General features: G+C 57.9%; 21 protein-coding genes. 11 read left to right on the plus strand and 10 right to left on the minus strand.

What is annotated here, in order from left to right; translation table 11 throughout:
• Positions 1-4: 4 nt before the first annotated feature.
• From ACR0E2_RS09520 to ACR0E2_RS09545, 6 genes are read left to right on the plus strand one after another with little or no spacing between them, the layout of a single operon-like run.
• Positions 5-976 carry a YVTN family beta-propeller repeat protein gene (locus tag ACR0E2_RS09520; protein WP_171205913.1) on the plus strand — a complete coding sequence of 324 codons (972 nt, stop codon included), beginning with the start codon at positions 5-7 and terminating at the stop codon, positions 974-976.
• A 19-nt stretch (positions 977-995) separates the two neighbouring features.
• Positions 996-1433 carry a cupredoxin domain-containing protein gene (locus ACR0E2_RS09525; protein WP_480446228.1) on the plus strand — a complete coding sequence of 146 codons (438 nt, stop codon included), beginning with the start codon at positions 996-998 and terminating at the stop codon, positions 1431-1433.
• 15 nt (positions 1434-1448) lie between these two features.
• Positions 1449-1697 carry a PepSY domain-containing protein gene (locus ACR0E2_RS09530; protein ID WP_171232378.1) on the plus strand — a complete coding sequence of 83 codons (249 nt, stop codon included), beginning with the start codon at positions 1449-1451 and terminating at the stop codon, positions 1695-1697.
• A gap of 20 nt (positions 1698-1717) precedes the next feature.
• Positions 1718-2683: an ABC transporter substrate-binding protein gene (locus tag ACR0E2_RS09535; RefSeq protein WP_480446229.1), complete on the plus strand. Its 966-nt coding sequence runs from the start codon at positions 1718-1720 to the stop codon at positions 2681-2683.
• 6 nt (positions 2684-2689) lie between these two features.
• Positions 2690-3439: an ABC transporter permease gene (locus ACR0E2_RS09540; RefSeq protein ID WP_171229288.1), complete on the plus strand. Its 750-nt coding sequence runs from the start codon at positions 2690-2692 to the stop codon at positions 3437-3439.
• Positions 3436-4032: an ABC transporter ATP-binding protein gene (locus ACR0E2_RS09545; RefSeq protein WP_480446230.1), complete on the plus strand. Its 597-nt coding sequence runs from the start codon at positions 3436-3438 to the stop codon at positions 4030-4032. Before ACR0E2_RS09540 ends, ACR0E2_RS09545 begins: the two co-directional genes overlap by 4 nt.
• A 2-nt stretch (positions 4033-4034) precedes the next feature.
• On the opposite strand, the gene pqqE is transcribed toward ACR0E2_RS09545, so the two are convergent.
• The 10 genes from pqqE to ACR0E2_RS09595 form a co-directional block, all read right to left on the minus strand.
• A complete protein-coding gene (gene pqqE, locus ACR0E2_RS09550; protein ID WP_480446231.1) occupies positions 4035-5147 on the minus strand; it encodes a pyrroloquinoline quinone biosynthesis protein PqqE in 1113 nt (370 codons plus the stop codon).
• Complete coding sequence (gene pqqD / locus ACR0E2_RS09555) at positions 5147-5461, minus strand: pyrroloquinoline quinone biosynthesis peptide chaperone PqqD (protein ID WP_253282467.1); 315 nt, start codon at positions 5459-5461, stop codon at positions 5147-5149. The genes pqqE and pqqD overlap by 1 nt, the downstream gene beginning before the upstream one ends.
• Positions 5419-6168 (minus strand): pyrroloquinoline-quinone synthase PqqC, encoded by a 750-nt coding sequence (gene pqqC / locus ACR0E2_RS09560; protein WP_171232375.1) that lies wholly within the window; start codon positions 6166-6168, stop codon positions 5419-5421. Before pqqC ends, pqqD begins: the two co-directional genes overlap by 43 nt.
• Complete coding sequence (gene pqqB / locus ACR0E2_RS09565) at positions 6165-7061, minus strand: pyrroloquinoline quinone biosynthesis protein PqqB (protein WP_480446232.1); 897 nt, start codon at positions 7059-7061, stop codon at positions 6165-6167. Before pqqB ends, pqqC begins: the two co-directional genes overlap by 4 nt.
• Before the next feature lie 23 nt (positions 7062-7084).
• Positions 7085-7186 carry a pyrroloquinoline quinone precursor peptide PqqA gene (gene pqqA / locus ACR0E2_RS09570; protein WP_117873022.1) on the minus strand — a complete coding sequence of 34 codons (102 nt, stop codon included), beginning with the start codon at positions 7184-7186 and terminating at the stop codon, positions 7085-7087.
• 102 nt (positions 7187-7288) lie between these two features.
• Complete coding sequence (locus ACR0E2_RS09575; RefSeq protein WP_480446233.1) at positions 7289-7972, minus strand: response regulator transcription factor; 684 nt, start codon at positions 7970-7972, stop codon at positions 7289-7291.
• 3 nt (positions 7973-7975) lie between these two features.
• Entirely contained in the window at positions 7976-9577 is a 1602-nt protein-coding gene (locus tag ACR0E2_RS09580; RefSeq protein ID WP_480446234.1) for a sensor histidine kinase, read from the minus strand.
• Complete coding sequence (locus ACR0E2_RS09585) at positions 9574-10365, minus strand: ABC transporter permease (protein ID WP_171205922.1); 792 nt, start codon at positions 10363-10365, stop codon at positions 9574-9576. Before ACR0E2_RS09585 ends, ACR0E2_RS09580 begins: the two co-directional genes overlap by 4 nt.
• Positions 10362-11108 (minus strand): ABC transporter ATP-binding protein, encoded by a 747-nt coding sequence (locus ACR0E2_RS09590; protein WP_480446235.1) that lies wholly within the window; start codon positions 11106-11108, stop codon positions 10362-10364. The genes ACR0E2_RS09585 and ACR0E2_RS09590 overlap by 4 nt, the downstream gene beginning before the upstream one ends.
• A 220-nt stretch (positions 11109-11328) precedes the next feature.
• Positions 11329-12213 carry a LysR family transcriptional regulator gene (locus ACR0E2_RS09595; RefSeq protein WP_480446236.1) on the minus strand — a complete coding sequence of 295 codons (885 nt, stop codon included), beginning with the start codon at positions 12211-12213 and terminating at the stop codon, positions 11329-11331.
• 139 nt (positions 12214-12352) lie between these two features.
• On the opposite strand from ACR0E2_RS09595, the gene ACR0E2_RS09600 reads away from it, so the two are divergent.
• From ACR0E2_RS09600 to ACR0E2_RS09620, 5 genes are all read left to right on the plus strand, one after another.
• Positions 12353-13588, plus strand: a complete 1236-nt coding sequence (locus ACR0E2_RS09600; RefSeq protein ID WP_480446237.1) for a serine hydroxymethyltransferase — start codon at positions 12353-12355, stop codon at positions 13586-13588.
• 161 nt (positions 13589-13749) lie between these two features.
• Positions 13750-14505, plus strand: coding sequence for a DeoR/GlpR family DNA-binding transcription regulator (locus tag ACR0E2_RS09605; RefSeq protein ID WP_480446238.1), 756 nt, complete (start codon positions 13750-13752; stop codon positions 14503-14505).
• 123 nt (positions 14506-14628) lie between these two features.
• Positions 14629-14928, plus strand: a complete 300-nt coding sequence (locus ACR0E2_RS09610; protein ID WP_480446473.1) for an FAD-dependent oxidoreductase — start codon at positions 14629-14631, stop codon at positions 14926-14928.
• A gap of 37 nt (positions 14929-14965) precedes the next feature.
• Positions 14966-15805, plus strand: coding sequence for a hypothetical protein (locus ACR0E2_RS09615; protein WP_480446239.1), 840 nt, complete (start codon positions 14966-14968; stop codon positions 15803-15805).
• A gap of 270 nt (positions 15806-16075) precedes the next feature.
• Entirely contained in the window at positions 16076-17095 is a 1020-nt protein-coding gene (locus tag ACR0E2_RS09620) for a putative 2-aminoethylphosphonate ABC transporter substrate-binding protein (RefSeq protein WP_171118362.1), read from the plus strand.
• Positions 17096-17097 lie beyond the last annotated feature (2 nt).

Below are 17097 nucleotides of genomic sequence, written 5' to 3' on the forward strand. Positions count from 1 at the left end.
ATTGATGAAACGACTGTTGTTGACCGTTGCCTGTGCTGCGCTGACCGCGGGTCCCGTGTTTGCGGGCAAGGCTTTTGTCTCGAACGAGCGGGGCAATACGATTACCGTGGTTGATACCGAAACCTGGGAGGTGATCACCGAATTTCCAGGCGGCAACCGACCGCGCGGGATCACCGTCAGCCCGGATGGCGGCACGCTGTATGTCTGTGCCTCGGATGACAATATCATCCGGGTATTTGATACCGAGACCTATGAAGAACTTCCCAGTTTGCCCTCTGGTCCGGATCCCGAGCTTTTCATTCTCGAACCCTCGGGCAAGCGGCTCTATATCGCCAATGAGGACGACAATCTGGTGACGGTCACGGACACTGAAACCCGCACCATTCTGGCCGAGGTTCCCGTTGGCGTCGAGCCCGAGGGCATGGGGATCAGCCCCGACGCCAAGTTCGTGGTCAATACGTCCGAGACCACCAACATGGCGCATTTCATTTCCACCGAGGATTATTCCATCAAGCATAATGTCCTGGTCGACCAGCGCCCGCGCTATGCCCAGTATACAGCGGATGGAAAGCGCCTGTTCGTGACATCGGAAATCGGTGGAACCGTCACGGTCATGGACATTGCAGAAGACGGAACGCCGACGGTTGTCGGCAAGATCAGCTTCGAAGTAGCGGGCGTGCAGCCGGAATGGTTGCAGCCGGTCGGTGCCAAGGTGACATCGGATGGCAAACGCCTGTTCGTAGCTTTGGGGCCCGCAAACCGGGTTGCCGTGGTTGACGCGCAAAGTCTTGAAGTGCTGGACTATATCCTGGTGGGGCAGCGGGTCTGGCAGTTGGATTTCACGCCGGACGAAAAATATCTGCTGACCACGAATGGCAATTCAAACGACATCACCATCATCGATGTCGCCTCTGAAAAGGCGATCAAATCGGTGCAGGTCGGACAACAGCCCTGGGGTGTGGTGACCATTGACTGAAGTTCTGGGAGGGACAGGAATGAAGAAACTATTGATCGCAGCGATGGTCGCGGCGCTGGGTGGGCCGATATCGGCGGCACCTCTGTGCGATGATCTGGGATTTGCCGGGCTTCTGGCGAAATGCAACCGTGGGGAAACCATCGAGCTGACGCTTGCTTCGGGGCAACCGCTGGGTGAGGACGTGGTTCTGCAATCCGGCGCATATTACAAGCTTGAGATCACCGCTGACGGTTCGGCGGAACTGGCCATCGAGGGGCCGTCTTTCTTTCGCGCGATCTGGATGAATGAGATCGTGATCAACAAGATCGAGATCCGTCCGATGGCGGTGGACAGCATCGAGTTCGACAAGGCCGGCGTCGCCGAATTGTCGTTTATCGCGATCAAACCCGGCAGTCATGAAATTCGCATCCCCGGTTCCACCGGCGATACGCAACGCATTACGGTGAGTATTCAGTAACGGAGAGATAACATCATGAAAAGATTTGCAATGTTGATAACCGCCGGGCTTCTGGCGGCCCCGGCTTTCGCCGACGACATTGATGCCGAAACGGTGGCAAAGATCGAGGCCTATCTTGCCTCGGTCGAGTGCCAGATGGACCCGGATGACATCGAGGTTGAAGATGATGGTTATGATTTGGACGATGTCATCTGCAAGGGCGGCAACCAGTTCGATATCAAACTGGACAAAGACTTGAATGAAGTCAGCCGAAAGGCGGAATAGCGAAAAAACGGGATCGGGTCATGTTCAAACTTCTTGCCGCGTGCCTTGCATTTGCACTCAGTTCGGGGGCTTTGGCCGCCGAGACCCTGCCGACCATTCGCGCGGCCGTACTCAAGATCGGAACGGTGAATTGGGAGCTTGAGACCATTCGCCGGAACGGTCTGGATCGGAAACATGGCTTTGTCCTTGATGTTCAACCTTTTGCCGACAATGGCGCGACGCGTATCGCGGTCGAGGGGGATGAGGCTGATTTGGCCGTTGCCGACTGGATTTGGGTTGCTCGTCAAAGGGCTGCCGGCAAGGACTATGTGTTCATTCCTTATTCCAAGGCCGTGGGCGGGGTGGTTGTGCCCGCTGACAGCCCGGCAACCAGTTTGAAGGACCTGGCGGGCGGCAAGATCGGCATCGCGGGTGGACCGCTGGATAAATCCTGGCTGATCCTGCGCGCATATGCAGCAAAGGAATACGGGATGGACTTGAAAGCCGACACCGAACAGGTGTTCGGTGCGCCGCCTCTGATCTTCAAATCTGCTTTGAACGGCGATTATGCCGGGGCGATCAATTTCTGGCATTTCCTGGCCAAGATGAAAGCGTCCGGCATGAAAGAGCTGATCTCGGTTGAGGAAGCAGGGCAGGCCTTGGGTCTCGACACCAATACGCCCTTGCTGGGCTATTACCTGAAAGAGAGTTTTCTGAACGAACACCCCGACCTTGCCCAAAACCTGTTTGCCGCCAGCCGCGACGCCAAGGACCTGCTGGCCAATTCGCCCGAAGCATGGGAGGCGATCAGACCGCGCATGAACGTCTCGTCCGATGCACAGTTTGAACAACTCAAGCTCGATTGGATCGCCGGTATTCCCGATCGCCGCCCGGTTGATGCGGTCGCGACCAACAAGATGCTGGAACTTATGGCCGAATTGGGCGGGGCTGAACTGGTGGGCGCCGCGACGACTGTGCCACAGGGTCTTTTTGCTGACGTGGAATAGGATCAGATGCAAAACGCGCGCCTCACGCCGCTTTTGTCTATCGCAGGCCTTGTGGCGTTGTGGATTGTTGCGGCGTCGCTGACCGCAGACCCTCAGATACTGCCGCAACCCTGGGACCTGATCCCCCGGTTTCATCACGAGCTTGCATCAGGAGAGTTGCTGCGCAGCCTTGGCGCGACCCTGTCACGCGTGATCTGGGCGTTCGTGCTGGCAATGACATTGGGAACGATCATTGGCCTGGCCATGGGGCGGTCGGATGCGCTGAACCGCTGGCTCGATCCATGGCTGGTTGTCTTCCTGAACCTGCCCGCGCTGGTTCTGATCGTGCTGTGTTACCTCTGGATCGGATTGACCGAGGCTGCGGCGATCACGGCGGTTACGCTGAACAAAATTCCCAATGTCGCGACGATCCTCCGAGAGGGCGGCCGGGCGCTGAGCCCGGATCTGGATGCGTTGGCACGGGTCTACCGGATGCCGTGGCAAAGGCGACAGCGCCATGTGATCCTGCCGCAGCTTGCCCCGTTTATCGCAGCTGCCGCACGGTCCGGACTTTCTCTGATCTGGAAGATCGTGCTCGTGGTCGAGTTTCTTGGGCGCTCATCCGGTGTCGGGTTTCAAATCCACTTGTATTTTCAGCTGTTTGATGTGGCAATGGTGCTGGTCTACGCGTTTTCGTTCATTGCCGTCATGCTGGTTGTCGAATGGCTGGTTCTTCAACCTTTGGAGCGTAGCGCTCGACGGTGGAGAACTGCATGATCCGAATTGACATCCGAAAGAAGCGCTTTGAACACCACGCCGTTCTGGGCCCCATTGCATTTGACATCGCCGCCGGGGAAACGGTCGCGCTGACCGGACCATCGGGCATCGGAAAGACGACGTTGCTGCGATTGGTGGCAGGCATTGACCCGGATTTCGAAGGCCAGATCGTGCGGCCGGATCGGCTTGCCATTGTGTTTCAAGAACCCACTTTGCTGCCATGGCGTTCGGCTTTCGATAATCTCGCCCTGATCCATGGTGACCTGTCGCAGGCTGACATTGACGCTGCGCTGTCAGACGTTGGCCTGGACGGAAAGGGGGATTTGTTTCCCGGTCAATTGTCATTGGGTCAGCAGCGCCGGCTTTCTCTGGCGCGCGCCTTTGCCGGGCAGCCTGAATTTCTGATTATGGACGAGCCTTTTGTATCACTGGATTCCGAAACGGCCGAGACGATGCTGACGCTGACCGAGGACCTCATCACGCGGCATCGCCCGGCGACCCTGTTCGTGACGCATTCCAAACCGGAAGCACAGCGGCTTTCCGACCGGATCCTGAATCTGGTACCCGGGCCCAGCGGTGCGGTTCTTGGTTAGGGTCATTCTGCGGGCTCTCTCGCGGCACCGGGTGCGGTACGATATATAAAGGGTGCATCCGATTTGGCGGCATGTTCGTTTGCCTGGTTTTGCAGGGTCTGATGGTGGGGTGATTTGATGCAAACCGGATCGGTGGCGGCTGCGTCTCCGATAACGGCCATGGCCTGACAGCGGCAGCCACCAAAATCAATGGTTTTGCGTTCGCAGGTTTTGCACGGGTCCGACATCCAATCCGTGCCGCGATAGGCATTGAACGCGCTGCCATGGAACCAGATATCCGCAAGCGGTTTGTCCTGTACCCGGTCAAATGTCAGATGCGGGATGGACTGTGCCGCATGGCAAGGCAGAACCTGACCGTCTGGCGCCACGTTCAGCCCGGTTGTCCCCCAGCCGCCCATGCATCGCTTGGGGTAGTCGTCATGATAGTCCGCCGGAACATAGTCGATGACCAGTTGCCCCTTGAGGATTTTCCTGGCCTCGGCCACCTGTCGCGTCACCTGTTGCGCCTGTTCCCGCGTCGGCATCAAGGCATCCTTGTTCCGCAAGGCCCAGCCGTGGAACTGCACCGTTGCAACTTCGATCCGCCGGGCACCCATCTCCTGTGCCAGTTCCAGCGCCCGCGGCAGTTGGTGGGCATTGCGACGGTGCAGCACGAAGTTCAGGGTCAGCGGAAACCCGATCTTCTTGATCCATTCGACCGTTTTCATCTTGCGGTCAAACCCGCCCCGATAGCCGCCTACCTTGTCCGCCATCGCAGCGTCGGTACCCTGAAGAGAAAGCTGGATATGGTCCAGGCCGACGTCGTCCAGCTCATGCAGGCGTCGCTCGGACAGGCCGATCGCCGACGTGATCAGGTTGGTATACAACCCGGCCTCACGCGCGGCATTGACCAGCGCAACCAGATCGCGGCGGGATGCGGGTTCGCCACCGGACAGATGCAATTGCAAGACACCAAGCGCCGCCGCTTCTCTGAAAATACGTGCCCAGCTTTCGGTATCCATTTCGTTGTCGAGTTTGGCCATTTCGACTGGGTTGGAGCAATAAGGGCAGGACAACGGACATCGATGCGTCAGCTCGGCGAGCATGGCAATGGGGGGAGGGGAGTTTACCTGCATCAGACGACATCCAGAAAGCGACGCACCCGAAGGGCATCCAGAAACCCCGAGCTGTCTTCGACAATCTGTTCTTCCGGGGCGTTGTATTTCCTGGACAGTCTTGCGGTGATCTGACCAAAGCTGCGCTGGCCGTCTACTTCGCTCAGAATTGCATGTCCGATCTGATCCAGCGTCACGGCCCGTTCAGGTGCCAGCAGAACCCATTGTTCCCGCACGGAATCGAAATGGATGCGGACACCACGCGGCAGCAAGGGGACCTCCTGCGCCAACATCACGACGCCTGCCGCATCCGTAAACCGGTGTCCGGCTTCCATGCCCCCGGAGGAATTCGGGCAGGCTCGACATAGGCGCCCCACAGGGCATCCAGCTGCGACCAGAGGACATCGGTCTTGAATATCAGTGCCTTGGCTGCCGCGTCCTGTTTTTCTGCGGTGTCGGCATGATCCAATACCCATGCCAGGCCAAAGGCCACATCCTTGGGGGCTTCTTTCAGGCGGTTGCGGAAATAGGCAAGTGAGCTGTCATCCGCAAAATCGTAATGCCGAAGCAGGCCTTCGATCCTGTTGGCATGAATCTTGGGAGCAAACAGTTCTGTGAGTGAGGCCGCAACCGCTTCCAGCAACGACTTTTCGCGGACGTATCGCACGTATGCATCCACCGCAAATCTGGTGGCAGGCAATACGCCGTCGCATGAGGCGACATAGTCCGGATCCAGACCGACGGCTTCGGCCAGTCGCAACCAGCGCCGGATACCACCTTCGTTGTCTTCCGTGCCGTCATGATCTTCGATCCGCGACCGCCAGGCTCGGCGCAGCGCAGGATCTTCTACACGCGACATGAAGGCGGCGTCCTTCATTGGGATGGAATGCTGATAATAGTAGCGGTTGATCACCCAGGCCCGCACTTCGTCAGGCGTGCATTGACCACCGTGCAGGCGATGATGAAACGGATGAAGGTCGTGGTAACGCTCGGCTCCGATCTGACGAAGCCGGGCCTCGAACTCTGTGCGGCTTTGGGTCATAGGGTTACCTCCATGCCATCCTGGCCTATCGTCCAGCCTTTCGCCCGTGCCCGGGCGTTCTCGGCGCTGTCGGGGCGCAGAACCGGATTGGTGTTGTTCATGTGGATGAACACTTTCCGGCCGATTTTCATATCGTCGAAACCAGCGATCGATCCATCGGGGCCGTCCATCGACATATGGCCCATGCGCTTGCCCGTTTTCTGACCCAACCCGGCCTGCACCATTTCCGTGTCGTGCCAAAGTGTGCCGTCGAAAAACAATAGATCGGCCTCGTCAAGCCGGGCGCGCAGCTCGGGCGTCAACGCGGCACAGCCCGGTATGTAATATGCCGTCTTCCCCTGCGCGCTCAGTGCCACCCCGACGGTTTGTTCGCCAACCAATTCGGTTTTGACATGTTCCCCTTCTAGATACAGAGGCACTTTGCCGGGCACCGAAAACAATGTTGCCTGCAAGCCGGGAACCAGATCGAACGTCTGATTCAACGAGATCGGCGCGCGAGTCACGACCGAGGCGTTCAAGGCGTCGAAAATCGGGTTCTGCGCGATGACGTCCTGAATGCTTTGGGTTGCAAACAGCGTGAATGGTTGCATCTCACGCAGCGTCAGCAAGCCAGCCACATGGTCGATGTCACCATTCGTCACCAGCACCGATTGAATCGGCACCTCTCGCAACCCGGTCGGATACAGGACGGGCGTATTGCCAAGCTGCGTTCGAATATCCGGAGACGCGTTCAGGATGGCCCAGTTCTTGCCATCGGGTGAGACCGCGAGTGATGATTGCGTCTGCGCCGGAATATGTCCGCTTCGGGCCAGATTGCAGTTTTCACATCCGCAATTCCATTGCGGAAGGCCGCCACCAGCAGCGGCCCCAAGTATTATTGCGCGCAACGTCATCTATTGTTGGCGCCTGCGGCTGATCAGATCAGGCCGCCACCGCGCTCATCGTCATGATCGGGGCCGTACATGTTGATTTCCATGCCGCATTCGATTTCGCGAATAACAGGTCTGTTCCAAGCCATATCAGGGTCCTCCTCCTAGAAAGTGCTTGCGAGCAATGTGGCAGGTCTCATGCGCCCGTGCGACTCTTAATTCATAAGAAGGATTTAGACTTTGGTCGGTACTCAGGCGTCATCCGACAACGGGGCGACCCCCTGAATGCAAAACCCCTGGTTGCGTATGGTTTTGATTTCAAATCCAAAATCATCCAATGCCAATTTCTTCCTCAGATATCCGATGTAGACGTCCACCACGTTTTCGTTACTGGACCCGTCCTGTGACCAGAGCGTGTCAAACAGTTCTCCTCGGGATATTGGCGATCCGGCCTTGCTGTTGAGCAGCGTGAGCAGTTCGAATTCACGTTCGGTGAGCGCAATGCGTGTCTCGCGGATCGAAAGCGTTCTGTCCCGCGACGACAGGCGCGCGGGGTCCGGGCGCTGAGAGAGCACGCGTTGTTCCTGTACCTGCAACCGGGCGACAAGCTCTTCAAAGCTGAACGGCTTGACGACGTAATCATCGGCCCCGGCTTCAAGCCCGGCGGCACGATGATCGACATCGGAAAGGGCAGACAACATCAATATTGGGATTCCGACCCCGGCAAGACGCGCGGCCCGGACCAGTTCGATGCCGCTGTCGGTTCCCAGCATGACATCGACAATCGCGCCCGAGAATACACCGCTTTTCAACCGCTCCAACCCTTGGTCGGCGCGGTTCTCAGCCTCGGCTGCGTAGCCGTGCAGCGACAGGCCCCGGACAAGGGCCGACGTGATTCTGGGGTCGTCATCTATGATCAGCAGTCTGGAGACCATTTTCTATGCCTCCGCCAGCGGTAGTCGAATGCAGACATTTGTACCGGCATTTGATCCCAGTGCGTTTTCACGCGGTACCGGGCTTGCCACCGATATGGTTCCTTCATGGGCCTCGATGACCCACCTGGCCAGTGCCAGCCCGACACCGAAGCCCTGGCTGTTTGCTGCCCCTCCCTGAACAAACCGCTCGAAGATCCGGGTTTGGGCGCCGACGGGAATTCCGGGGCCGTTATCGGTCAGCTGTATTTGAACGCCACCATCAACCGATTGGCCGGACAGCAACAATGCCCTTCCGTCCCGCGCATGCCGGATCGCGTTGCGTATCAGACTGAGCAGGACCTGACGAATCCAGTTCAGGTCACAGTGCAACGAACAATCCGGAAAGTCGCCCGTTTCAAGCTGCATGTCGGCGCCATCGATTTCAGGTTGAATGTCGCTCACAACTGTTTGCATCAGATCGCATAGTGCAACGTTGGTTGGTTCCAGAGCCAGCTCACCGGTTTCGGAACGGGCGACGCGCAGCAAATCATCGATTCTCTGGTTCAGTTTTGCCGCGCTGCTTTCGATTGTTGCTAACGCCTCTGGCGCGGTCTGGTTATCCCTCTGGCCTATCTGAGCTTCCATCATGATGACCGTCAGCGGTGTGCGCAGTTCGTGACTAACATCAGCAAAAAAGCGGCGCCGGTTTTCGTCGATCTTGGACAGGGATTCATTTGCAGCGCTCAGTTCGCGGGTTCGCTGGGCAATGGTCTCGTTCAACCGGACCCATTCTGCGTCAACCTCGGCCTGGCGTTTTCTCAATGCAGCGGCCATGCGGTTGGTCTCGCCATATAACTGGCCGATCTCATCATTGCGGGTTTGAGGCAGCGAAATTGCGAATTCGGATCGGCCGACCTGAACCGCAGCGTTGCGCAGCCGATCCAGACGAGAGAACTGCGGTCGCACAAGGCCAAAATAGAACCACGCCGTGCTGAGCAGGGCGAAAAGTGCCAGTGCCAGTGCCGCCCAGGTCAGAACCCAGCGGGTCCTTTCGATCCCCGCCATGACGGAGTTTCGAAACAGAACCTCGGTATTCACCGCCTGGCTGAGAAGGGGATCAAACGCCGACGCAAACGAGTCGACATAGGCGCGCAGCTGGGCCTGATCGGCGTCTGCGTCGGCAAGCCCTTCCAGCGTGCTGGCCAGCAGCGCCTCCATTCTGGCCAGACCCAGGGATTGGGTTCCGTATCGCGATTGTTCGTCCAGCCCCAGGGATTGAACCGCGGCAACGGCGTCTTCCACATCGGAACGAAGGTTCAGAAACGTTGTCCCAATCTGGTCTTGGATCGGCGAAAGGCGATCGAGACGAGACTCGGCTGTTTGGCCGGTCTGTATCGACTCGGTTGCGATCACAAGAAATGTGGCCGCCTGGGTCGACAGAGCAGCATAGCGTGCCATGCGGGTCTCCGATGCCAGTGCCGTTTCCAGGCGGCTGGCGACGGTCTGCATCCCGAAGTAAAGGATTGCGGCCGCCAGCAGGGTGCCTGATCCCAGCACGACGGCCCCAAGGCCCAAGCGTGTTTTCAGAAGCAGACTCCGCTTTGCGGTTTGTGGCGCGGCCGTCATGATTTTCGCCTCATCAGACCCCGGGCCGGATCATACCCCCAAACGGCGATCGCGCTCAGTATCGCGGTTGACGCCAGAACCCACAGCAGGGCCCCCCAGTTGATCTGCAAGTAAAGCAGAAACCGGATCAACTCGACCACATGCGTGAAAGGATTGAGGGCACAGATATCACGCAGCAATGGCGAGCTTTCGGCCATTTTCCACAGCGGATAAAGGGCGGAGGACAGGAAGAACATCGGGAAGATGACAAAGTTCATCACCCCGGCAAAATTCTCCAGCTGCTTGATGAAACTGGACAACACCAGCCCAAGCGCGCCCAGCATCAGACCGCCCAGAACCAGCCCAGGCAGAACCGCGACATATCCGGGTAGGGGCAGGACAATGCCGAACACAGCGGCCAATCCGAGAAACGTATAGACTTGCAGGATGGATATCGCGGTTGATCCCAGCAGACGGCAGAACAACAGCCACCAGCGTGGGAACGAGCTGGTCAGCAGCAGGCGCATCGAGCCCATCTCGCGGTCGTAGACAAGGCTGAGCGAGCTTTGCATCCCATTGAACAACAGAACCATCGCACACAGTCCGGGGACGATATAGGTCTCGTAAGTGATATAGGTCTGGTAGGGGGGAATGATCGACAGGCCGAGGGCCGCTCGAAACCCTGCTGCGAAGATCAAAAGCCAAACCATTGGCCGGACCAGAGCTGCCAGAAATCGTTCGCGTTGATGGATGAAACGCAGAAACTCGCGTCCGATGATGGCGCGGGCGACTCCCAGGAACCCGTTCATGCCGGCACCTCGGTTCGGGACAGGAACCAATCGGACAGTGTTTGATCCCCCCGCAGGCGGCCCACCTGCCCACTGGCAAGAATCTGACCGCGATGCAGAACCAGAAGCTGGTCGTCATCGCGCATTTCATCTGTCAGATGCGTGGCCCACAACACGCACAGCCCCTGTTCCGCCAGGTCGTGCACATGGTCGGTTATCGCGTGCCGAGCCGCGGCATCAAGCCCAACGGTCGGTTCGTCCAACAGCAACACCGAAGGTTCGTGCAGCAGGGCACGCGCCAGTTCCATCCGGCGGCGATGACCACCATTGAGATCGCGCACTCGTTCCCCGGCGCGGTCGCGCATGTTCAGCCGATCCAGCGCCTCGTCGATACGGTCGGGGACTTCGGATCGCGACAACCCATGCAGAGCTGCGAAATAGGCCATGTTCTGGCGCACCGTCAAACCCAGATCCAGTGTCGGTTGCTGAAAGACCACGCCAAGCTTTGCCAGCGCCTTGCGTGGGGATTGGCGCAGATCATGGCCCGCGACCGTGATTTCACCGTCCGGCGCGACAAGCAATCGCGTGAGCAGCGACACCAGTGTCGATTTACCGGCCCCATTCGGACCAAGCAGACCGCAGAACATCCCCGCCGACACGTCAAAAGAGACAGCATCCAAAGCCGCCTTGGCGCCATAATGAAAGCTCAGGTCGCGTACGGCGAGACCAGGATCGGTTTCCGCCGAGGGGCGCGCGTCTGACATTCTTCCTCCGTCCCGAACCATGGTTCTTGACAGCAGCTTGCATCGTCGGGGCGCGTTTCTCAACCTTCCAGTCCGAGGCCGGACCACGACTTAAGTATGTGAAGCTTCACGGATTTGATGGTATTGCCCGAAGGATCCGTCGCGAAGTATGGCCAGCCGAGACTGTCAGAGGAAGGCGGGCCTGATCGTTGTAAACAACCCGTTTTGCGGGCACCGCTTTTCAGTTTGCGTTCAGCAAAAACGATCTGAACTCTTTGAAGGCGGGGGATCTGCTGAAAGAGGGTGTGAATTTGGCCACCATTGCGCGGGGCAGCTTCAACGAGGCCGAAAACGGGCGAACCAGATCGCCATTGTCCAGCAAGTTCTGAACCAGAACTTCGTGCGCCATCAACACGCCACCGCCATGACGCGCCTCTTCCAGCGCGACGGAATACAACGAGTGCACGGTCCCCGTCTTCGGTACACGTGCGCCATCTGGTTGGCTGTTCAGCCAATTGTCCCAATCATTTGCCCATGCCCCGTCATGGAGAAGGGTTTCCCGCGAAAGATCTGAAACAGATTTCAATCTGTCCGCGACCGAGGGCGCGCAAACCGGGAAAATCACATCTTCGGCTATTTTGATTTCGTTGATTCCGATCGGTTCACCGGAAAAGAACAAAGTCATGTCAAATGGTTCACGCGTAAGGTTTGGCGGCGTTTCAAGGGCCACAACAGACACGGACAAATCCGGGGCAATTTGCCTGAGCGTTCCAAGTCTTGGCGCCAACCACAATTGCGCGATCGACGGCAGCGCGGCGACCTTGACCTTGCGCGGCAGGGCCTTGGTTCGAAGTTCCTGCACGGCCATTCCCAATTGATCAAACGCCTGGGTGAACCCGGGCAAAAGCTCTTCGGCAAGCGCCGTCATCTCGACCCCGCGGGCATTTCGGACAAAAAGTTGGGTGCCGGCCCAGGCTTCAAGGGCCTTGACGTGCTGAGTTATCGCGCCCGGAGTAACGGATAGCTCGTCTGCCGCAGCGGCAAAGCTTCCAAGCCGAGCCGCCGCTTCAAATGCTCGTAAAGCATTGAGATGTGGGCCTTTCGGGCGACGAGGGGAAAGTGACATCCATTTAAGCCTTAGTTTTTCTGCGGCAAATAAATAGCAATACTGATTTGCTTCGGCCAGTGGAACTCTGGAATTTTGGAGAAAACGCAATCGCATCGGAGGAGCCCGGATGTCGCGGCACTTTGAAAACCCAGTCAGGATGACCGACCCCGTCGTCGCAGAAGCTCTTGCAAACGAGAAAAAGCGCCAGCAGGATCAAATTGAGCTGATCGCGTCCGAAAATATCGTCAGCCGCGCGGTGCTGGATGCTCTCGGGCATGAGATGACCAACAAGACGCTTGAAGGGTATCCGGGAAACCGGTTCCACGGGGGTGGTCAGTTTGTCGACGTCGTCGAGCAAGCGGCAATCGACCGCGCCAGGGAACTGTTCGGATGCGACTATGCCAATGTTCAGCCCCATTCCGGCAGCCAGGCGAACCTTGCTGTTTTCTTTCTGCTGCTCAAGCCTGGTGACAGGGTCTTGTCGCTGGATCTGGCTGCCGGCGGTCATCTGAGTCACGGCCTGAAGGCCAACCTGTCGGGTCGCTGGTTCGAACCGCATCATTATGGTGTTGACGCCGAATCCGAGGTCATTGACTGCGATGCGCTGGAAAAACTGGCTGAGGAAATCCGGCCAAAGCTGCTGATCGCGGGTGGGTCTGCCTATCCACGGGAAATCGACTTCGAGCGCATGGGGCAAATCGCCAGGAAGGTCGGTGCGCATTTTCATGTGGACATGGCCCATATTGCCGGGCTGGTCGCTGCGGGCGTGCATCCTTCGCCTTTTCCGCATGCGGACATTGTGACGTGCACCACGACAAAAACACTGCGTGGTCCTCGTGGCGGGGTGATCCTCACCAACAACGAGGACTGGTTCAAGAGGCTGCAATCTGCGGTTTTCCCCGGCGTTCAGGGTTCGATCCACAGCCAGGTTCTGGCGGCCAAAGCAGTTTGCCTTGCCGAAGCGCTTACGGATGAATTCAAGGACTACGGAGCGCAGGTCAAAGCCAACGCCGCCAAACTCGCGGAAACCTTGCAGTCCCGGGGGTTGCGTATCGTGTCCGGTGGTACTGACACGCATCTGGTGCTCGTGGATCTCAGCCCCAAGGGTATCACAGGCAAACGTGCCGAGGTCGTTCTGGAGAAGGCCAACATCACGACCAACAAAAACGCGATCCCCAATGACAGCACGCGACCGCCAGAATGGGTTGGATTGCGCCTGGGCGTGAGCGCGGCCACGACCCGCGGAATGAAACAGGCCGCGTTCGACCAGTTGGCAAACGTGATTGCGGATCTGATCGAAGCTGAGGCCGCGGGTGATACCGGCGCGACAATTCTGCGCTGCAAAACCTCGGTCGCAGCGTTGTGCAAATCGTTCCCAATCTACCCGGCGTAGTCACTGCGTGCCCGGTGGCAGGGTCCATTGACCGCTCTGGACCATTGGTGTGAGGGCGTCACCGCTGCGCCATGGCAACGCATGCCTGATTGGGTGTTTGGGCTGTACCATGTTTGCAAATTTTGGCATATTCGTGCAGTCCAAAACCAAAGGGCCGGCCAATGCTCGCACCCGAACGCCACGCCATCATACTGGAAGAAGTCTCGCGCCAGCCAGCGGTCTCGATCCGTTCGCTGACGGAACGGCTTGGTGTGTCACGGGAAACCGTGCGCAAGGATATTGAACAGTTGGCACTGGAGAACAAGCTTTATCAGGTGCGGGGCGGCGCGACCAGTATCCGCAGGCGGGAACCTCCGATGGCCGACCGGGCTCAAACCAACCCGAAAGGCAAGGAACGGATTGGAGCCTATGTGGCAAGCGTGATCCCGGACGGGGCCAGCGTGATAATCGACAGCGGGTCAACGACAGTGGCGGCGGCGCAGGCTCTGGCTACTGTGCGACAAAATCTTACCATATATACCAATGATTTGACGATTGCATCCGTGTTGGCTTCGGCGGTCGCCGAAGTCACGCTGCTGGGCGGGCGGCTGGATTTTTCAGAGAATGCCACATTGAGTTTGGACACGCTCGACCACCTGTCGCGATACAATGCGGAATATGCGTTGATCGGGGTCGGCGGTGTGAGCTCTCGGGCATTGTTTACCGATTTCTCGCTGGAAGGCGCCAACTTGCGTCATATGATGATGCAGCGGGCGCAGCGGCCGCTGATCCTGGCTGATAGCAGCAAGTTCAACATGGTTGGTCCGATCGTGATGAAACCTCTGCCGGTGAAAGCGACTCTGGTGGTGGATGAGGAGTTGCCCAACAGCATAGCTGGTGCGCTGCAAAGCCAGCCCGTGGATATCGTGAAAGCGTGACGCAATAACTGGAAAACAATTGCCAAATTTTGCAAAGTACAAATAGGGTGAAGGGAAAACCGAATCCCTGAGTACGGAGCGACCCGATGGCTGACACCAAACTTCCGCACGGCGCGGCATGTCATTGTCAAAGGCGGCATCATTGGCTGCACGGTTGCGTTTCATCTGACCGGAAAGGGGCATCGTGACGTGGTGCTTACTGCGCGGGGGCAACCAAGCCGTGGCACCACATGGCATGCGGCTGGTCGGGATCATCAGTTGTGCACCCAACCCGCGATGACCAACCGGATCCGCCCCTCGCCCGGATTGCATTGCCCAGCGGGTTTGAGCCCCCTAAACCGTTGCCGCCGCGATGCAGGTCAAGCTTTGGTCGAGCCACTGCATGCGCGCGCGCAAACAAGCGCTCTGAAAGCCGAATTGTGACGCAAGACAGGTATTCAGCTTACATCGTCGGGCCACAATGACATTACAGGCCGTTCTCATCGTATTGACCGCAGCCGTGTTGCACGCGCTCTGGAATGCGGTTGTCAAAGGCGCGCCCGACAAAGCGGTTGTTTTGGGGTTGGTGGCGCTTGGCCACGCCGTGCCTGCGCTGATTGCGTTGCCTTTTATCGGCTTGCCGGTTTGGGCGGCGGTCCCCTTCATCATCGGCTCGACCCTGATCCACTGGGGGTATTATTGGTTTCTCAACACCGCGTACCAACATGGGGATCTGTCGGTGGTGTACCCGATCTCACGCGGGATGACGCCAATCCTGGTCACGGTGGGTGCCATTCTTTTCGCGGGTGAGTTTCTGCCGCCGATCGCGTGGGTCGGCATTGTCTGCATCTCGGCTGGGATTGGGTGCCTGTCCTTGGTCGGGCTGGGCCGAAACACAAGCTGGGTCGCCGTGGCGGCGGCGTTTGGCACGGGCCTGATGATAGCGTCCTATTCGATTGTGGACGGCATTGGTATCCGGCTGTCCGGGAATATACTGGGGTACATTGCGGCATTGTTCGTTGCCGAAATTTTTGTTGCCGGGTTTATCTTCGCGACCAGATGGCAGCGTTTCGTCGCGCTGCCCAGGCGCTATGTCTGGGCGGGTCTGACGGGCGGCGTCATCTCTGGCCTGGCGTATGGGCTGGTGCTGTATGCCAAGACGGTCGCGCCTTTGGGCGTTGTATCCGCCCTTAGGGAAAGTTCGGTTATCTTTGCATCGCTTATTGGTGTGATGTGGTTCGGCGAAGGGCCGAAATCCAACAGGCTTCTTGCAGCGACCATTGTCGCGATCGGGATCGGACTCCTTGCGATGACACGTTGAGCGTTTTTGCGCCACCGCAGGAAAGTCGGAAGAATTCAGCGCCTTTGACATGCCCTGATGATCTGTTGATCGTCATGGTCCAGTTCCGCGCTGATCATCCAGGGCGGGCGGTTTTCATCTATAGGAAATGCTTATGACATCGAAGATATAATCGATTTTTATTGGCGTTTTTATCTGTCAAACTGCTGTCAAACAATCGGTGCACAATAATCGAGTTCGAACGCCGCGCAAGAATGGCGAAAATAACGTTACTACCAACAGAGGATCACAATGAAACACAAAGCATCACTTCTCGCAGCTCTGACTATCGGTGCGCTGACGGCGACGGCTGCGGCATCGGAAACGGAATTGACAGTTTATACCGCAGTCGAGGCGGAAGATTTGGCCCGGTATGCCGAGACGTTCAATCAAAGCCATCCTGATATCAAGATCAATTGGGTTCGCGACTCGACCGGGATCATTACGGCGAAATTGCTGGCAGAACGTGATAATCCGCAGGCCGACGTTGTTTGGGGCCTGGCCGCCACGTCGCTGCTGCTGCTGAAATCAGAAGGTATGTTGGAGCCTTATGCGCCGGCCGGTGTGGAAAAGCTGGACAAGAAATTTGTTGATGGCGACAACCCCCCTGCCTGGGTCGGCATGGACGCCTGGGTTGCATCCGTCTGCTACAATACCGTCGAGGCCGAAAAGGCCGGGTTGACCCCGCCGACATCCTGGAAGGACCTCACCGATCCGATGTACAAAGATCAGGTGATCATGCCCAATCCGAACTCATCGGGCACCGGGTTCCTTGATGTATCCAGCTGGTTGCAGATGTTCGGTGAAGAAGGTGGTTGGGAATACATGGATGCGCTGCACGAGAATATCGCGCGGTACACCCATTCAGGTTCAAAACCCTGCAAACTGGCGGCGGCGGGCGAAATCCCGATTGGCATTTCCTTTGCGTTCCGCGGGGCAAAGTCCAAAGCTGACGGCGCGCCGCTTGAGATCATCGTGCCTTCCGAGGGCGTGGGATGGGACATGGAAGCCACCGCAATTGTTGCCGGCACCGCCAATTTGGAGGCCGCGCAGAAGCTGGTGGACTTCACCGTCACCAAGGAAGCCAACGAGATGTACAACACCGGCTATGCAGTTGTCGCCTATCCGGGCGTTGCAAAACCGGTTGAGCACTTCCCAGAGGGTCTTCTGGATGCAATGATCGAAAATGATTTTGAGTTTGCCGCCAACAATCGCGCGGCAATCCTGAAGGAATGGCAGTCTCGCTATGACGGAAAGTCGGAAGCGAAGTAACC

It is taken from the genome of Ruegeria sp. A4 (assembly GCF_056543025.1).